Here is a 16,750-nt window from a genome sequence, read left to right on the forward strand (position 1 = left end):
CCTTGCAGAGAAATTGAGGCGGGGTCAGGTGCCCCAGACACCACCAGCCCCGCCAGCAGCAGCGGCTTGCGGCCCCAGTGGTCGCTCAGCACGCCTCAGGGGCGAAGTCAGGGCTATCACCAGCGCGGGCAGGGTCAGCACCAACCGCACCAGCACGTCACGTTGCGGCAGCGCAGAAAAATGTTCGCGCATGGCGGGAAGCGAGGGCGCGATGGTGGCCCCCGCCATGATGGTCAGGGTGGCGGCAAACGGCAGCGCCAGGGCGGTCAGGGTGGTGGGCTGTGAAGGGGTTTGGAGTTCAGGTCGGGTTTGGGATTCAGTCTGGGTCATAGGGCCTTCAGGGTCGAGTGGGGCAGAGCTGGAGATGGTAGACCGGGTGACGGCCCGACTGATGCAGTAGACCGCAGGCCAGGGCCGGACAGGTCTTCAGGAACTTGGGAATGGGACAGAACGTGGCGCAACAGAAGGCAGCCATCGCCCGACTGGACACATCTTAAAGCGGGCTGGAAAGCCGAACTCGACGCCCGGATCGAAACCCTCAGACATCTGCGCGACGACCTGAGCGGCTGTATCGGCTGCGGGTGCCTGTCGCTGGAAACCTGCACTTTACAGAACCCGGATGACCGCGTCCGGCGTAATCTGCTGGGGAAACAGGAGTGCCGACTGGCTCTGATACGGATTCCGATTGAATCTGGTCGTTTCAGATTCAATCCGAGCGGATGCGAGTAGGAAAAAATACGGATTCCGCGATATGGATGCACAGGCGGCGCTTTCCCGACTGTGCAGGAATTAAGCGGAATCCGTATGAGCCATGGGCCATGAGCCATGAGGAGGCTGTTCAGAGCTTATGGCCCATAGCCCATGGCAAGGAGCAACAGCCTCTCGACAGGTGACACGGACCTACCGCGTGATCAATAAATTACGCCAATTTCGTGGCGCTTTCCTCCGGCAGAAACACGATGCCCCAGAGTTCCGGCGTGCCCACGAACTGCACCCGCACCAGCGTGAAGGTCAGGTGCGGCGCTCGGGGAGGAGCGTAGCGAATCGGCATCAGCGGCGTGACGTCCTGGGCGGGCGTGACGTGCCGCCACAGGCGGGAGAAGTCCGGCAGGGCACGCAGTTCGCGCAGCAACTCGGCGTGCGCAGGCGTGTGGCTCAGGCTCAGGCTGTCGCGCTTGAACTGCGCCAGCACGTAGCGTGCCCACGGCTCCCAGGCCGGAAAGTGGTCGCGGTGTTTCTCGGCAAAGACCAGCGAGAGCAGAGATACGCCGGGCCGCGCGGTAATACGGATTCCGCGATATGGATGCACAGGCGGCGCTTTCCCGACTGTGCAGGAATTAAGCGGAATCCGTATTTTTTCCTACTCGCATCCGCTCTGCTGCGCAGCTTTGCAAGTCGGATTGAATCTGAAACGACCAGATTCAATCGGAATCCGTATCACCCGTCACGCTCTCGAAGCGGCACACCTGATTGCGCTTTTCCTTGGCGCGGTACAGGGCGATGTCGGCGTGTTTTTCCAGGGTGACGACGTCGGTCCCGTCGTGCGGGTAGACCGCCATCCCGATGGACGTGGTCACGAGCAGCGAGTGTCCCTCCAGGGTCATGGGCCTGGCGATGGCACGCAGCAGCAGCTCTGCCCGGTGCATGGCCTCTGCGGGAGAATCCACGTTTCTCAGGTACACCGTGAACTCGTCGCCGCCCCGCCGGGCAACATCGTCGGTAGGGCAAGCGGCGGCCCTCAGGCGCCGGGCGATTTCCTGCAAGAAAGCGTCGCCGACATGGTGCCCGAACGAATCGTTGACCTGCTTGAAGTGGTCGATATCGATCATCAGCAAGGCCCTCAGGCGGTCCGGGGCGAGCAGCAGGTCGTCCGCTATGGCTTCTTCCAGGGCCGCCCGCACGACCAAGCCCGTCAGGTCGTCGTGGGTGGCGGCGTAGAGCAGCCGCTCCTGGGTTTCGCGAAGCTGCTGGTTGACGGCCTCCAGCGCGGCGTTCTGGCGGTCCTGCTCCTCGGCCTGACGGCGCAGCAGCTCCACTTTCAGCTGCGTTCCCGCCATCTGGGTGCGCCGCTCGGCGATGAGCAGCAGGTCGCGGCGTTCGAGGGCGTGATGGGCGCGGGCGTGCCGCAGCGCTCCGGCCAAGTCGCCCGCGCTTTCCAGCACCCCGGACAGGTCGCGGTGCGCCGCCAGCTGCAACGGGGTGGACGGCATCCGTTCCCCGAGGGCCAGCGCCTGCTCCAGAAGGGGACGGGCCAGCTCAGGACGGCCCCCTGCGGCCTCCAGAAGGCCCAGGACCCTTAGCATCTGCCCGTGTTCGAGTTGCAGCCCCAGCGCCTTGGTCAGACTCAGGGCGCTCAGGGCCACTTCCCGCGCCTCTGTGAACTGCCCCAGTTGCAGGAGGTTGTCGGCGAGGTCCGACAGGACGAACGCTTCCTCGACGGTAGACCCGCTCTGACGCGCCTCGGCCAGCAGCTCGCGGCGCAGCTTCAGGGCGTTCTCCAGATGGCCCAGGCTCGCCTGATTGGTCGCCATGTTCAGGCGGGGCATGAAGGTCCTTCCCTGTCCCCGTTCGGCCTCCTGAAGCGCTTCGCTGTGGTAGGCGAGCGCCTGCTCGTGGTCGTGCAGAGCGTAGTAAAGGCTCCCGATACTCATGAGGGTGCGGCTCAGCAGCCCGGACCGGCTCTGGGCCTCCCTGTTCAGGCTGCGGGCCAGGGACAGGCCCTGCATGTGCAAGTCCAGGGCCTGACCGAATTCTCCCGTCATCACGTGCACGGCGCCCAGGCCGTTGCAGGCCCGCACCGCCAGGCCCAGTTCCTCCAGCCGGGTGCTCAGGGCCAGCCCCTCTTCCAGCAGTGGCCGGGCAGCGGCGTACTCGCCCGCCATGACCCGGGCGTTGCCCCCGAAGATCAGGGACGCCGCGCGGCCTGCGGGAAAGGCCTGGGGGTCAAGCTCGGCCAGTTGCCGAATCACGGTTTCGACCTGACTCGGGTCAGCCCGCAGGGTGGCCTCCGCCTCGGTGATCAACTGTTCGATGGTGATGGAGGCGCGGGCGGCGGATGGGTTGTTCATGGCTCCCTGAGACGGTGATGCAGCTTAGAAAAATAGAGTTCCCATTCAGTCTATGTTTCCCAGCAAGGCGAATAGAAGAGGAAACGGTTGCAGGAGCGAACTTGAAGGGCCTTACGACAAAGCGCGTTCAAGTGTCTTTTTATCCGCGAAGTGTAATCCAAAGCCATCTGACACGGTTGGGCCGGATAGCTGGAAGGTAAGAGGGTTGTTTGCCGACCCACGGTCATTGTCCAGACATATCTTAATTATTGAAGAATAAGCAGGGCATATTTATCTATTTTTCGTACAGCCTGGGGACGAGAAGATATGGGCTGGAATACGATAAAGGTGATGACGATATCTTTCCAATACTTCCAAACAATAATTCATTTCTGTAGCATGTGAGTTTCGCTTTTGAATTCCGACCAGCGGGACTTGCACGGCTGCGAAGCAAAAGGGAGAAGGGACGGCCTGACCCGAACCCCAGACTGCCCGGCCCGGTCTGGGAGAGCCGTTTGCGCGGCGGCTTTATGCTGTAGGCAGCCTTTTTGCGTCCCGGAGGACCACACATGACCAGCGCTGCACACGACGACCACACGACGACCTCTGCCGCTTTCCCCACCACCATCGACCTCAATGCCGACGCCGGTGAATCTTTCGGAAACTGGGCGCTGGGGCATGATGCCCAGCTCTTTCCACTGCTCACGAGCGTGAATCTGGCACTGGGGTTTCATGCGGGCGACCCCGTGACCCTGCACGGCGCCGTCAAGCTGGCCCGGCAGCATGGGCTGGGCATCGGTGCCCATCCCGGCTATCCCGACCTGGTGGGCTTCGGGCGCCGGGCGATGGCGCTCACGCCGCAGGAAATCTACGCGGCGGCCGCCTACCAGATCGGGGCGCTGCAGGCCTTTTTGACCATCGAGCAGGCCACGCTGCAACACGTCAAGGCGCACGGGGCGCTCTACATGCGCATTCATGAGGACGCCGCCGCCGGGGAAGCCTTTTGCGAGGCCGTGCGGCACCTGACCCCGCAGGCGCACCTGATCGTGCTGGCGGGCGCGGCGGGGGAGGAACTGGCGGCGACGGCCCGGGCCAGGGGCCTGAGCGTGAAGCGCGAAGCCTTTCCCGAGCGGGCCTACACCGCAGATGGTCGCCTCGCCTCCCGGCTGTTGCCCGGCAGCAGCATCCATGACCCGGCGGAAGCGGCCCGGCGAGCGGTGGGCATGGCGCAGGGCTGGGTGCAGCCTCTGGACGGGGAGCGGCTGAAACTTCAGGTGGACACGCTCTGCATTCACGGCGACAACCCCCACGCGGTCGAGATTGCCGGGGCCATCACTTCGGCGCTGAGCGAGCAGGGGCTGAGGCTGGCCCCCCTGCATGGCTAACGCGGCGCTTTACCACCGCCCCGACAGCGAGGCCGGTCAGCTCGCCCTGCCGGGACTGGCCGAAGCCCTGCTCGCGTCGGGCCTGCCGGGGCTAGTGGACGCGGTGCCGGCTTACGAATCGCTCTACGTGGAGTACGACCCTGACGCCCTGAGCGCCGACACCCTGCGCGACTGGCTGGCCGACCACACGGTGCCGGGGGCCGCAGACGCCAGTGCCGGGCCACCAGCGCGGCAGGTCGAAGTGCCCGTGTGCTACGACGGCGAGGACCTGCCCGACGTGGCCGAGCGCACGGGGCTGAGTCCCGAGGAAGTGGTGCGGCTGCACTCGGGCACCCCCTACCGGGTGCGGGCGCTGGGCTTCGTGGCGGGTTTTCCCTTCATGGAGCCGACGCCGGAGCCGCTGCGGTTGCCGCGCCGCGCTTCGCCCCGCGCCGCCGTGCCGCCGCACTCTCTGGCAGTGGCGAACGCGCAGACCGGCATCTACCCGGTCACGGCGCCGGGCGGCTGGAACCTGCTGGGGCGCACGCTGGTGCCGGTGTACGACCCGCACCGTGCCGAACCCTTCTTGCTGCGTCCCGGCGACGAGGTGCGCTTCGTGCCGGTGCCCGGCAAGGCCGACCCGTTGCCGCCGCCCTCGCCGCGTCTGCTGTGGCCCGAGCAGCCTCATGCCCCGGCGCTGCGGGTGCGCAAGCCGGGCGTGCTCGGGCTGCTGATGGACCGGGGCCGGACCGGGCAGGGCCGCTTCGGGCTGGTGCGCTCGGGTGCCCTCGACGCGCAGGCGGCGGCGATTGCCAACGACCTGCTCGGGAACGCGCCCGACGCCGCGCTGCTCGAACTGCACCTGACCGGCCCGGTGCTGGAAGTGCTCGGCGCGGGCGCGGTGGCCTGCACCGGGCGGGGCCTGCGCGCCGAGGTCAACGGCGACCCTCTGCCCCCGTACAGTTCCCGCGCCGTGGGGCCGGGCGACGTGCTCACCTTTCGGCCCGACGGCCAGGGGCGCGTGACCTATCTGGCGGTGTCGGGCGGCTTCGAGACGCGCCCCTTCCTGGGCAGCGCGAGCACCGACCTCAAGGGCGGGCTGGGCCGGACGCTGCGGGCCGGAGACGCGCTGGGATACGCCCAGCCCCCCGAGTCGCCGGGCTTTCACGTCGCCCGGCAGTTCGCGCCTTACTGGACGGCGCCCGGGTCTGCCCGGAGGAGCGAGGTGGTGCGGCTGCGGCTGTTGCCGGTGGCCGGAGAAGAAACCATTCCCCCGGAAGTGCTCGCTGCCCTGTGCGCCGCGCCGTTTCGCCTGCTCGACCTCGACCGCATGGCGGCGCGTTTTTCCGGCCCAGCGGTGCCGGGCGGTGAAATCCGCTCGGAAGCCTGCCCGGTGGGAACGGTGCAGGTGCCGCCGAGTGGTGTGCCGCTGGTGCTGCTCAACGACAAGGGCACGCTGGGAGGCTACAGCCGCCCGGCCCGCGTGCATCCTGGCGACCTGCCCCGGCTGGTGCAGGCCTTGCCCGGTACGGAGGTGGCCTTCGTGCCGGGGGACCTGCTGACGGTGTAATACGGATTCCGCTTAATTCCTGCACAGTCGGGCCTGTACAGTTGGGAAGGCGCCGCCTGTGCATCCATATCGCGGAATCCGTATTTTTTCCTACTCGCATCCGCTCTGCTGCGCAGCTTTGCAAGTCGGATTGAATCTGAAACTACCGGATTCAATCGGAATCCGTATTAGGCTACTCTCGGAGCCCATATGAACAGAGAGAAAAATTGGAGCGTCATTCTCGGCGCGGCGTTCCTGATGGCGACCTCGGCCATCGGCCCAGGCTTCCTGACCCAGACCTCGGTGTTTACCCAGAGTCTGCTGGGAAGTTTCGGGTTCGTGATTCTGCTGTCCATCCTCATCGACCTCGTGGTGCAGGTGAACATCTGGCGCCTGATCGCCGTGACCGAGCGGCGCACCCAGGACACCGCCAACGCATTGTTGCCGGGGCTGGGGCACTTTCTGGCGCTGCTGATCGTGATCGGCGGTCTGGCCTTCAACATCGGGAACGTGGGCGGCGCGGGCCTGGGCCTGAATGTGCTGACCGGCCTCGACCCGGTGCTGAGCGCGGTCTTGAGCGCCCTGTTCGCCATCGGCATCTTCCTGATCAAGGAAGCGGGCAAGGCGATGGACCGCATCGCGCAGGTGCTCGGCGGCCTGATGATCGCGCTGACCCTCTACGTCATGTTCACCTCGCACCCGCCCTACGGCGAAGCGCTGCTGCGCACCGTGGCCCCCATCAAGATCGACCTGTTCGCCATCATCACGCTCGTGGGCGGCACGGTGGGCGGGTACATCACCTTCGCGGGGGGGCACCGCCTGCTCGACGCGGGCATCAAGGGTCAGGCCGCGCTGCCGAGCGTGAACCGGGGCGCCACCTCCGCCATTCTGCTCGCCTCGCTGATGCGGGTGCTGCTGTTTCTGGCGACGCTCGGTGTGGTGTCGGGGGGAGCTGTCCTCGACGCGGCCAACCCGGCGGCTTCGGTCTTTCAGATCGCGGCGGGCGAGGTCGGCTACCGGCTGTTCGGCGTGGTCATGTGGGCCGCGTCCATCACCAGCGTGATCGGTTCGGCCTACACCTCGGTGTCGTTTATCCGCACCCTTTCGCCCACCTTCGAGCGGCATCACCGCGCCATTACGGTGGGGTTTATCGCCCTGTCCACGCTGGTGTTCGCCCTGGTCGGCAAGCCGGTCGCCATTCTGCTCGCGGTGGGCGCCCTCAACGCCCTGATTCTGCCGGTGGCCCTCGCCATCATGCTCACCGCCGCCCGTCGCCGTGACCTCGTGGGCGACTACCAGCACCCGCTGTGGATGTCCGTCGGCGGCTGGCTGGTCGCCGTGGCGATGGCGGTGCTGAGTGTCCAGACCATCGTGACCACGCTGCCGAAGCTGTTCAGCGGCGGCTGATCAATGGTGCGGACAGTTTTAGGCGGCTTTGACGCCAAGGTCGAGCGGCCTGGACGGATGTTTCTCTAACTCGTGGAATCGTGCCTCAAGACCGAGATTGCGAAGAATTCGGCGGGCAAAGAGCCGGTTGTAGGCCCGTCGTTTGACGTCTTCGTAGGAGAACATCATCTGGGAGACAGGACGCTGGAGGCGTCCTGCCTCTTCGAGTAAGACTTCTGCTCGTCCTAAACTCAGTGCAAAGAAGGCAGCATTCCAGTGGTTTTCTAGCGCGACGGTGCGGCGAAGCTGGCACGTGTTCAATCCCGCAAACTGCTTGGCGTCCCGGAACACAAATTCCAGCCTGAACCGGGCACTGTACAGTGCCCGAATCTGCTCCGCTGGCAGCGTCGGATCGGTGCTGCACAGCACCACGTGCCCCTTTACCTTGCCGCGTCGGTCTACGTTCTGGATGACCACGACCCGGAGAAGCCGCGCGTAACGGGGTGCCCACACGACGCGCGTCCACACCCGTTCCCGGTCCTCACCCGGCACACGGGCCCACCCATCAAAGTTGATGAAATCGACTTTCCCGGCCCACTTCTGCCGGCCTCCCCGCCGCTTGGGGTGTGCGCCAGTAAAGGGGTAAAGCAGGTTGGCGTTGCACTGCATTTTGGTCACGAAGGCGTAGCCTTCGCGACTTACAGCGTCCATAAACATCGTCTTGGCGTACTGACCATCCGCGACCACCACGCGGAGATGCCGGGCTAACCAGGTCCGGCGCTGCTCCAGGAAAGAGACCAGCTGATCCAGGTACTGTTCGAGGCGGTCGGCCTTTTGTCCACGTGGCTGAGTTTGTTGTACATGGACAGGAAACGCATGATGGCCCGACCAGCTCAGCAGCGCCAGACACGACAGCTCCAACCCAGTTTCGGAACGGTGCAATGCACCGTTCCAGAAGGCCCCCAACCCCGGAGTGTGCTTGCCCGACTTGGGAACGAAGCTGGCATCCAGGGCCAAGATGAAGCGCCCCTCCAACACGCCCAGTCGCACCAGGAGTTGCAGCAGGCCCCAGTGCAGCTCCGCCCACGGCAAGGTCTTCTGAAACCAGCGGCGGAGCGTCCGTTCGTTCCAGCCGCTATAGCGGCTGAAATTCCTGGCGTTGATCCGACCGGGAATGGCTTGCCAAAGCGGAATGAGTGCAGCAAAAAAACGATGTTGATGGGCGGGCAGCGCCAAAAGGGTCAGCAGAATCAGTAACATCGAAGCAGGTCTCCTGTGCGTGAAGTCATTTCAACCTCACCGTACCGGAGACCTCCCCTCTATCCCCTCGAAACTGTCCGCACCATTGCTGATACGGATTCCGATTGAATCTGGTCGTTTCAGATTCAATCCGAGCGGATGCGAGTAGGAAAAAATACGGCTTCTGCGATATGGATGCACAGGCGGCGCTTTCCCGACTGTGCAGGAATTAAGCGGAATCCGTATGAGCGGGCGTCAACCTCCGCAGCGCCACCGGGGTCCACCGAAAGGCCCCGGTGGCGTTTGCTCGCTCTGCCCGGAGAAATGGGTAGGATGCCTCATCTCTTTGCCCGGGGCTGGACCACACCTTTTCGCCACTTCTTTCGCCTTGCCGGGGGTTTCCCCTGCGCATCTGCCCCGAACCGCCCGTTCCCGTCGCCCCAGGAGGCCCCATGACTGCCGATTCCGTCCCTGCCAATGCCGTAACTGCCGCTGCCGTAACTGCCGCTTCTCTGAGCGCCGCTGCCCGGCCCGAGCGGCCCTTCGCCACCGTCAATCCGTACACCGGGGAAACGCTCCAGACCTTTCCCTTTCTGGACAGTGCCGAGGTGCCCGCCGTCGTCGAGCGGGCCGGGCGGGCCTACCGCGAGTGGAGCGTGCGCCCGGTGGAGGAGCGGGCCGCGGCCATGCGCCGCGCCGCCGAGCTGATGCTGGAACGCGGCGACGAACTCGCCCGGCTGGTCACGCTGGAAATGGGCAAGCTGCGGCGCGAGGCCAGGGGAGAGGTGGCGCTCGCCGCCAGCATCCTGAAGTACTACGGCGAGCAGGGTCCGGGATTTCTGGAACCCAGGACCATTCCCGTCCCGCAGGGCGAGGCCACCGTGCTGCACGCGCCGCTGGGGGTGCTGCTGGGCATCGAGCCGTGGAACTACCCGCTGTATCAGGTCGTGCGTTTCGCGGCGCCCAACCTCGTGGTCGGCAACGCGGTGCTGCTCAAGCACTCCGAGCTGTGCCCGCAGTCGGCGCTCGCCCTTGAGCGGCTGTTCAGGGACGCGGGGGTGCCGCAGGGCGTCTACACCAACGTCTTTCTGCGTATCCGCGACGTGGAGCAGGTTATCGCGCACCCCGCCGTGCAGGGCGTGTCGCTCACCGGCAGCGAGCGGGCCGGGGCGAGCGTGGCCGAACTTGCCGGGCGGCACCTGAAAAAATGTGTGCTCGAACTCGGTGGCAGTGACCCCTTTATCGTGCTCGACGCCGAAGACCTCGGTGCCACTGTCAAGGCAGCGGCGGCGGGCCGCCTGAGCAACACCGGTCAGGCGTGCATCGCCGCCAAGCGCCTGATGGTCGTGGACGAGCTGTACGACGAGTTCGTGTCCCGGCTGGGTGCCACGTTCTCGGCCCTGGTGCCCGGCGACCCGGCAGACCCGGCCACCCGCCTGGGGCCGCTGTCTTCCGAACAGGCGGCCCGCGACTTGCAGGCGCAGGTGCAGGACGCCGTCGACAAGGGGGCCAGGGTCGTCGCCGGGGGAGGGCGGCCCGAGCATCCCGGGGCGTTCGTGCAGCCCACCGTACTCACGGACGTGACCCCCGACATGCGGGCCTACCACGAGGAACTGTTCGGGCCGGTGGCGGTGGTCTACCGGGTGCGCGACGAGGACGAGGCCGTGGCGCTGGCGAACGCGTCGGCCTACGGCCTGGGCGGAGCCGTGTTCAGCAGCGACCCCGAGCGGGCGCGGCGCGTGGCGGACCGCCTGGACAGCGGGATGGTCTGGATCAACCACCCCACCTCCTCCGCCGCCGAGCTGCCCTTCGGCGGTGTCAAACGCTCCGGCTTCGGGCGCGAGCTGTCTTCGATGGGAATGCTCGAGTTCACCAACCAGAAGCTGCTGCGGGCCTTTCCCACCAAACAGAAACCCGCCCAGGTCGCGGGCTGAGGGTCGCCGGGCACCGCTCCGGACGGGGGGCAGGGACAAGTGCTTCCCGTCCTCGGGCGCTCTTGTTTCAGACTGCTCGGGAAAATAGATTTCCCATAAAATCTATTTTCCCGGGCAGAATTGCAAAGCTGCGGAGCAGAGCGCATTCATGCGTTTTTCCTGGATGCGCGTAGTATAGTTCAAATCCGTATCTTTTCCTACTCCTTTCAGTCGGATTGAATCCAGAAATCTGCTGGATTCAATCGGAATCCGTATCAGACCTGACTTGAGGCCGAAAGACCTCCGCTTTGCCTATAAGCCCAGACCACCGCGTCGCCCAGGCTGTCCAGGGTGGGATGCTCGGCCAGCACCAGCCGGGTAAAACCAACCTCGCGGGCGGCCAGTTCGGTTTGCGGGCCGATGACCGCCGCCGTGAAATCGGTTCCGGCCACGCCTGCCAGCGCCCGCGCTCCGGTGGCCGAGGCCAGGGTGACGACCTGGGCTTCCTGCAATTGCATCCGCTGGGCCGCCGAAAGGTCGTTGTACTCGCTGCGGTAGGCTTCCAGGGTCAGGCACTCGATACCGCGAGCCGCCAGCGCCGCGTCCAGCACCGGGTCGGGCTGCTGTGAACCGATGTGCAGCACGACCTCGCCGGGCTGTGCGGGCAGTTCTGCGCCCAGGTGGCGTGAGCCGGAGCGCGAGGGCACGAAGTCGGGGGCCAGCCCCAGGTCACGCAGGGCCTGGGCTGTGCCACTGCCGACGGCGGCCAGCCGGGCACGGGCCAGCACCCGCAGGTCGCGCCCCGCCGCCAGCAGGCTCTGGGCCAGCGCCCGCACCGCCTGTTCGCTGCACAGCAGCACCCAGCCGTCGAAGCCGCCCAGCGCCCCCGCGACTTCCCGCGCCCGCCCCGGCAGGAAGCGCAGCAGCGGAATCTCGCTCACCTGTGCGCCGCGCCCGTGTAGCAGACTCGCCAGGGTGCTGTCGGCCTGCACGCGGGTGCGCGTCACGGCCACCTGTGCGCCGTGCAGAGGCATCGCTGCCGGGTCGAACCAGTTCAGTTCGGCTTGCAGGGCCGCCACCTCGCCCACGATGGTGACGGCGGGAGCGCCCAGCCCCGCTTCCTGCACGCGCTGCGCCAGGGTCCCCAGCGTGGCCCGCACGCTTCGTTGCTGCGGCGTACTCGCCCACTGCACGCAGGCGGCGGGAGTGTGTGGGTCGCGGCCTGCGGCCATCAGGTCGCTGGTAATTTGCCCCAGGTGCCGCGCCGCCATCAGAAACACCAGCGTGTCCACCCCGGCCAGGTCGGCATAGGCGGCGGGGCCGTGGCGGTCTGTGCCGGTCAGGACGGCGAAACTGCGGCCCAGACCCCGGTGAGTGACCGGAATTCCGGCGTAGGCGGCGGCAGACAGGGCGCTGCTGATGCCCGGTACGATTTCGAAGGCGATTCCGGCGGCGCGGCAGGCCAGGGCTTCCTCACCGCCGCGCCCGAACACGAAGGGGTCGCCGCCCTTGAGCCGCACCACGCGCTGCCCGCCATTTTCCCTGGCTTTTGCCACCAGCAGCGCGTTGATGTCGTCCTGCGTGGCCGAGGGCAGAAAGCCGCGTTTGCCCACGTTCAGCACCTCGGCCTGGGGGCAGTGGGCCAGCAGCGCGGGACTGACCAGCGCGTCCACCAGCACCACGTCGGCCTGCGACAGCACCTCGCGGGCGCGGAGGGTCAGCAGGCCGGGGTCGCCGGGGCCAGCACCGACGAGGGACACGAAAGGACGGGGCAGCGGTTCAGACATGGGCAATCTCTCCAGAAAGCAGTTGACGGACTTGGGACACGAGCAGCGTGCAGGCTTCGGGGCAGGGAAGGGGAACGGCGGCGGCGGCGTCGAGGAGTTCGCCTGCCCACAGCGGCGTTCGCAGACAGGCCGAACAGAGGTCGCGCCGCGCCTGGGCCACCTGCTCCGGCGGGGCGCGGCGCACGCGGGCGTAGCGGCCACTTTGCCGCGCCGCCGTTTCGGGCCAGGGCGTGACGGGCAACTGGCCCAGCCCCCACAGGTGCGCCTGCTCCAGCACCGCCGGGTAGACGGCGTGCAGCGCGGCCCGCACTTCGGCGGCGTCTACGGCGGCAAACCAGCCACGCGGCAGGGTGCGCCCGGTGCGAATGGGACGGTGGTGGCCCTCGTCGCTGCGGCCCGTCCAGGCGCTGAGGTCTTGCAGCGGCACGGCCCGCAGGTCGGCGCGGCCCACATCGTCCTGATGACACAGGTGGAAGCCGCCTTCCGGCGACGCGGCGATATGCAGTTCGCCCACCGTCAGCCCCCCCGCGCCTGATGTGACCGCCTGGGCCAACATTTCGCCCGCCGCCTGCCAGTCGGGGTCAAGGTCAGCGGCTGTGTTTCCCGTGTCGGCGCTGTCCTCCACCAGCCGCAGCACCACCTCGGTGACGGTGGGATGCGTTCCCACCGGGCGCGAATAGCAGACGGTGCGCCCGCCCAGCCGCGTGACCGGGCCGGTCAGCCCCAGGTCGGCGGGAATGGTTTCGAGCGTGTGCCAGCCCTCCGAGGCGAAAAAGGGCACGATGACGACGGTGGGAGCGCGGGTCAGGCTGGGCCAGTCGGACACGTTCGGTTCCTGGTCGAGGTAAAGCGCCTGCACCTCGGCAAAGCGGCCACCCTGGCGCAGTCTCTCGGCGGCATGCTGGGTGGCCTCGCGGCTGTGCGGGTCGCGCCCGGTGCCGTGGCCCAGCACCACCAGGGCGGTGTCCTGCGGCGTCCAGTCGGGGTAGACCTCCGCCGCCCGCGCCAGAATCACGTTGCTCATGGCGGGATGAATGCCGTAGGGCCGGGTGTAATGTATCTGCCGCCCCCCCACCACCTCGCGCACGCCCTGCGGCGGCAGCGGCCCGCGCCAGGTCAGCCCCAGTTCACGCGGCAGCACCTGATTGGTGAAATAGCCCTCCGACACGAACAGCGGCACCACGGTCACGTCGCGGAAGCGGGCCAGCCGCAGCACCTGCCGCAGCGAGGGTTCTTCCTTCCAGTAAGCCTCGATGACCTCACCGAACAGTCCCCGTTCGCGCACCGCCTGGGCGTGACGGCGCACGGCCTGGGCCGAATCCGCGTTCAGGTGCGAACCGTGACCCAGCAGAACCAGGGTACGCCCGGCGCTGACCGTTGCACCCGTCGAGACAACTTCAAGTTGTTGACTTGTTTTGTCCACTATTAAAGTTTACATTTCCGGTCAACGATTGCCCGCACTTGTCCAACCCTGGGCAGACCCGCCGATTCCGTGCCCCTCTCTCGTCGTCCCGGAGGCCACCCATGTCCGACATCGAAGCCCTGAAAAAAGAACTGCCGCCCTTCCAGATTTTCGACCTGATTCCGCAGTACGCCGCCGCCGGAGCCATCGACCCCGAGAAAATCGACCTGTTGAAGTGGGCCGGGGTCTACCCCCAGCGCCCCCAGGAAGACGGCTTTCTGATGATGCGCGTCAAGGTGCCCACCGCCGAGCTGCACGCCGACGCCCTGCGCGTGGTGGCGGGCATTGCCGAGGATTTTGGGCGCGGACTGCTGGACGTGACCGACCGTCAGGCGTTCCAGTTCCACTGGCTCAGGATTCAGGACATCCCCGAGATTCTGGAGCGGCTGGAAACGGTCGGCCTGCACACCAAGGGCGCGTGTGGCGACACCGTTCGCGCCGTCATCGCTTCGCCGCTGGCGGGACTGGACGCCCGCGAGAAGATTGACGTGCGCCCGCTGGCCCGCGCTATGGAAGGGACGCTGAGCGGCAACCACGACTTCGAAGACCTGCCGCGCAAATTCAAAATCAGCCTGACCGCCACGCCCGAACTCGAAGGCATTCACCTCATCAACGACATCGGCTTTCTGGCCCATGAAGTGGACGGCGAGGTCGGTTTCGACGTGTGGGTGGGCGGCGGCCTCGGCGCGGTGGCGCACCTGGCGAGGCGGCTGGGCGTGTTTATCCGGCCCGACGAAGTGGTGGAGGTGGGCCGGGCGATTACGGCGGCCTACCGCGACCACGGCTACCGGCAGAACCGCAAGAAGAGCCGCCTGAAATTCCTGATTAAAGACCTGGGCGTCGAGAAGTTCCGCGACATCGTGGAAACCGAGTACCTGGGCCGCAAGCTGCGTGACGGGCCGAGTGCGCCCGTGGCCCGCTTCGGCGGCAGCGACGTGCTGGGCGTGAACCCGCAAAAAGACGGCCTGAACTATGTGGTGCTGACGACCACGGTGGGCCGCATTGACCCCGACAAGGCCCGCAAACTGGCCGACCTCGCCGAGAAGTACGGCAACGGGCATGTCCGCACCACCGCCTTCCAGAACATGATGATTCCGCATGTGAAGTCGGAGGACGTGGACGCGCTGGTGAACGAACTGCGCGAACTGGAACTCGAACCCCGCGCCACGCTGCGCGGCACCACGATTGCCTGCACGGGCACGCAGTTTTGCCGCCTCGCCCAGACCGAAACCAAGGCGCGGGTGGCGGGCATGATTGACGTGCTGGAGCCGAAGCACACCGACCTGGACGTGCCCTTCGTCATCAACCTGACCGGCTGCTCGAACGCCTGCACGCGCTATCAGGTGGCCGACCTGGGCTTCATGGGTGCCCTGCGGGCCAACAAGGAAACGGGCGGCGAGGACGAGGTTTATAACGTCCACCTCGCGGGCAGCATCGGGCAGGCGCAGCGCACCGGAACCAAGCTCAGGGGCGTGGTGCCCGCCGAGCGGCTGACCGAGTACACCGACCGGGTCATTGCCGACTTCAAGTCCCACAAGGCGGGGGGCGAGAGCTTCGTGGAATACGCCGACCGGGTGGGCCACGAGCGGTTTACGCCCGAAGCGGTGCTGGCGGGGGGGCTGGCATGAGCGGCACTTTTTCACCCTCTACCCTGGTGGGAGACTCGCCAGAGCTGCTTGCAGAGGGTCTTGCGAAGCAAGGGGTGAGGGGGGAAGGCCGGGTCGTCTGGTTCACGGGACTTTCCGGCGCGGGAAAAAGCACGCTGGCAAATGCCCTGTATGCCGAACTGACCGCACGCGGCGAGGCCGTGGAACTGCTGGACGGTGACGCCGTGCGTGAAAATCTGAGCAAGGGCCTGGGCTTCTCCAAGCAAGACCGCGACACCAACGTGCGACGCATCGCCTTTGTGGCTGGGCTGCTGGCCAAACACGGCGTGACGGTGCTGGTCAGCGCCATCTCCCCCTACGCCGACACCCGCCGCGAGGTGCTGTCGAACCTGCCGAACGCGCTGGAAGTCTTCGTGGACGCGCCGCTGGAAGTCGTGACCGAACGCGACGTGAAGGGGCTGTACCTGAAGGCACTGGCTGGAGAGATTCCACATTTCACGGGCGTGTCCGACCCTTACGAAGCGCCCGAGTCGCCCGACCTGCACCTGCGAACCGACCAAATCAGTGTGGAAGACGGCGTACGGCAACTGCTGGGGAAGCTGGGCTATGACGGCTGAGATTGGGCGGGAAATCTGGACGCCCGACGCCTTCACCCCCGAAACATTTGCCCCCGGCACCGACCCCCGCGAGGTCATCCGCTGGGCGCTGGGCGAATTCCCCGGCCTGCTGATGCCGAGTGCCTTCAACCTCAACGGCGTGGTGCTGCTTGACCTCGCGGCGCAGGCGGGCTACCGGGGCGAAGTCGTGTTCGTGGACACGGGCTACCACTTCCCTGAAACCCTGGCGACCCGTGACACGCTGGCGGCCCGTTACCCGGAACTCACCTTCGTGACGCTGAATGCGGGGGCCAGTCCCGACGACGGGCAGACGCCCCCCGACCTCTATGCCGCCGACCCCGACGCCTGCTGCGCCGCCCGCAAGGTCGAGCCGTTGCAGCGGTATCTGAACCAGAAGAACCCGCCCGCACTGCTCAACGCCCGCAGCCGCGACCAGGCCAGCACCCGCGCCGACATTCCCTTCGTGGAAACGGGCGGCAGGCGGGTCAAGGTCAATCCGCTGGCCCACTGGACGCGCGAGGCGCTGGAAGCCTACGCCGCCGCGCACGAATTGCCCGTCAACCCGCTGTACCACGACGGCTTTCTGAGCATCGGCTGCTGGCCCTGCACCCGCGCCGTGAAGCCCGGCGAAGACGCCCGCGCCGGACGCTGGGCCGGGAAGGGCAAGACCGAATGCGGGCTGTGGCAGGGCGGCAACAGCCTGTAGAGGAGGATGGATGATGGTTCCGCTGTCTTGGGCAAAACGGCACCTGTATAGGGCCTGCCCGCTTCGCTGATGG

Annotated in this window: 13 protein-coding genes and 1 pseudogene; 8 read left to right on the forward strand and 6 right to left on the reverse strand. The window is 66.6% G+C overall.

Translation table 11 applies throughout. The features are described 5' to 3' along the window. Positions 1–24: 24 nt before the first annotated feature. Positions 25–330 (reverse strand): hypothetical protein, encoded by a 306-nt coding sequence (locus G6R31_RS15230; protein WP_025568157.1) that lies wholly within the window; start codon positions 328–330, stop codon positions 25–27. Between the two features lie 174 nt (positions 331–504). On the opposite strand from G6R31_RS15230, the pseudogene G6R31_RS16935 reads away from it, so the two are divergent. Beyond that, positions 505–729 (forward strand): annotated as a pseudogene (locus G6R31_RS16935) (hypothetical protein); the annotation flags it as partial. A 190-nt stretch (positions 730–919) separates the two neighbouring features. Here G6R31_RS16935 and G6R31_RS15240 read toward each other — a convergent pair. Together G6R31_RS15240 and G6R31_RS15245 are read right to left on the reverse strand one after the other, a co-directional pair. Next, entirely contained in the window at positions 920–1,309 is a 390-nt protein-coding gene (locus G6R31_RS15240) for an MmyB family transcriptional regulator (RefSeq protein WP_025568109.1), read from the reverse strand. 112 nt (positions 1,310–1,421) lie between these two features. Continuing rightward, positions 1,422–3,068 carry a diguanylate cyclase domain-containing protein gene (locus G6R31_RS15245; RefSeq protein ID WP_017871874.1) on the reverse strand — a complete coding sequence of 549 codons (1,647 nt, stop codon included), beginning with the start codon at positions 3,066–3,068 and terminating at the stop codon, positions 1,422–1,424. 548 nt (positions 3,069–3,616) lie between these two features. Here G6R31_RS15245 and G6R31_RS15250 point away from each other — a divergent pair. From G6R31_RS15250 to G6R31_RS15260, 3 genes are all read left to right on the forward strand, one after another. Further along, a complete protein-coding gene (locus G6R31_RS15250; RefSeq protein WP_017871875.1) occupies positions 3,617–4,432 on the forward strand; it encodes a LamB/YcsF family protein in 816 nt (271 codons plus the stop codon). Continuing rightward, positions 4,425–5,981: a 5-oxoprolinase subunit PxpB gene (gene pxpB / locus G6R31_RS15255; RefSeq protein WP_017871876.1), complete on the forward strand. Its 1,557-nt coding sequence runs from the start codon at positions 4,425–4,427 to the stop codon at positions 5,979–5,981. Before G6R31_RS15250 ends, pxpB begins: the two co-directional genes overlap by 8 nt. A gap of 189 nt (positions 5,982–6,170) precedes the next feature. Next, a complete protein-coding gene (locus G6R31_RS15260) occupies positions 6,171–7,367 on the forward strand; it encodes an NRAMP family divalent metal transporter (protein ID WP_017871877.1) in 1,197 nt (398 codons plus the stop codon). An 18-nt stretch (positions 7,368–7,385) separates the two neighbouring features. Here the strand turns inward: G6R31_RS15260 and G6R31_RS15265 are convergent, their stop codons facing one another. Then, positions 7,386–8,606 (reverse strand): transposase, encoded by a 1,221-nt coding sequence (locus tag G6R31_RS15265; protein ID WP_164994028.1) that lies wholly within the window; start codon positions 8,604–8,606, stop codon positions 7,386–7,388. Positions 8,607–9,037: 431 nt separating this feature from the next. Here G6R31_RS15265 and G6R31_RS15270 point away from each other — a divergent pair, with 431 nt between their 5' ends. Further along, entirely contained in the window at positions 9,038–10,519 is a 1,482-nt protein-coding gene (locus G6R31_RS15270) for an NAD-dependent succinate-semialdehyde dehydrogenase (RefSeq protein WP_017871826.1), read from the forward strand. Between the two features lie 254 nt (positions 10,520–10,773). Here the strand turns inward: G6R31_RS15270 and cobA are convergent, their stop codons facing one another. After that, the gene (cobA, locus tag G6R31_RS15275; protein WP_017871825.1) at positions 10,774–12,285 is read right to left on the reverse strand and encodes a uroporphyrinogen-III C-methyltransferase; all 1,512 of its coding nucleotides are present in this window, start codon (positions 12,283–12,285) and stop codon (positions 10,774–10,776) included. Next, complete coding sequence (locus G6R31_RS15280; RefSeq protein WP_025567084.1) at positions 12,278–13,708, reverse strand: CbiX/SirB N-terminal domain-containing protein; 1,431 nt, start codon at positions 13,706–13,708, stop codon at positions 12,278–12,280. Before G6R31_RS15280 ends, cobA begins: the two co-directional genes overlap by 8 nt. A gap of 101 nt (positions 13,709–13,809) precedes the next feature. On the opposite strand from G6R31_RS15280, the gene G6R31_RS15285 reads away from it, so the two are divergent. The 3 genes from G6R31_RS15285 to G6R31_RS15295 all read left to right on the forward strand — a co-directional run bounded on the left by G6R31_RS15285 (position 13,810) and on the right by G6R31_RS15295 (position 16,677). Then, positions 13,810–15,375, forward strand: a complete 1,566-nt coding sequence (locus G6R31_RS15285; protein ID WP_017871823.1) for a nitrite/sulfite reductase — start codon at positions 13,810–13,812, stop codon at positions 15,373–15,375. A gap of 74 nt (positions 15,376–15,449) precedes the next feature. Beyond that, positions 15,450–15,971, forward strand: coding sequence for an adenylyl-sulfate kinase (cysC, locus tag G6R31_RS15290; RefSeq protein WP_017871822.1), 522 nt, complete (start codon positions 15,450–15,452; stop codon positions 15,969–15,971). Next, positions 15,961–16,677, forward strand: a complete 717-nt coding sequence (locus tag G6R31_RS15295) for a phosphoadenylyl-sulfate reductase (RefSeq protein ID WP_017871821.1) — start codon at positions 15,961–15,963, stop codon at positions 16,675–16,677. Before cysC ends, G6R31_RS15295 begins: the two co-directional genes overlap by 11 nt. Positions 16,678–16,750 lie beyond the last annotated feature (73 nt).

Origin of the sequence: Deinococcus wulumuqiensis R12, from assembly GCF_011067105.1 — a bacterium.
Classification (GTDB): domain Bacteria; phylum Deinococcota; class Deinococci; order Deinococcales; family Deinococcaceae; genus Deinococcus; species Deinococcus wulumuqiensis.

Bases quoted from the DNA above. Each gene is read 5' to 3' on its own strand.
- G6R31_RS15285 (WP_017871823.1), top strand. From the start codon at position 13,810: ATGTCCGACATCGAAGCCCTGAAAAAAGAACTGCCGCCCTTCCAGATT.
- G6R31_RS15245 (WP_017871874.1), bottom strand. From the start codon at position 3,068: ATGAACAACCCATCCGCCGCCCGCGCCTCCATCACCATCGAACAGTTG.
- G6R31_RS15270 (WP_017871826.1), top strand. From the start codon at position 9,038: ATGACTGCCGATTCCGTCCCTGCCAATGCCGTAACTGCCGCTGCCGTA.
- pxpB (WP_017871876.1), top strand. From the start codon at position 4,425: ATGGCTAACGCGGCGCTTTACCACCGCCCCGACAGCGAGGCCGGTCAG.
- G6R31_RS15295 (WP_017871821.1), top strand. From the start codon at position 15,961: ATGACGGCTGAGATTGGGCGGGAAATCTGGACGCCCGACGCCTTCACC.
- G6R31_RS15250 (WP_017871875.1), top strand. From the start codon at position 3,617: ATGACCAGCGCTGCACACGACGACCACACGACGACCTCTGCCGCTTTC.
- G6R31_RS15260 (WP_017871877.1), top strand. From the start codon at position 6,171: ATGAACAGAGAGAAAAATTGGAGCGTCATTCTCGGCGCGGCGTTCCTG.
- G6R31_RS15230 (WP_025568157.1), bottom strand. From the start codon at position 330: ATGACCCAGACTGAATCCCAAACCCGACCTGAACTCCAAACCCCTTCA.
- G6R31_RS15265 (WP_164994028.1), bottom strand. From the start codon at position 8,606: ATGTTACTGATTCTGCTGACCCTTTTGGCGCTGCCCGCCCATCAACAT.
- cobA (WP_017871825.1), bottom strand. From the start codon at position 12,285: ATGTCTGAACCGCTGCCCCGTCCTTTCGTGTCCCTCGTCGGTGCTGGC.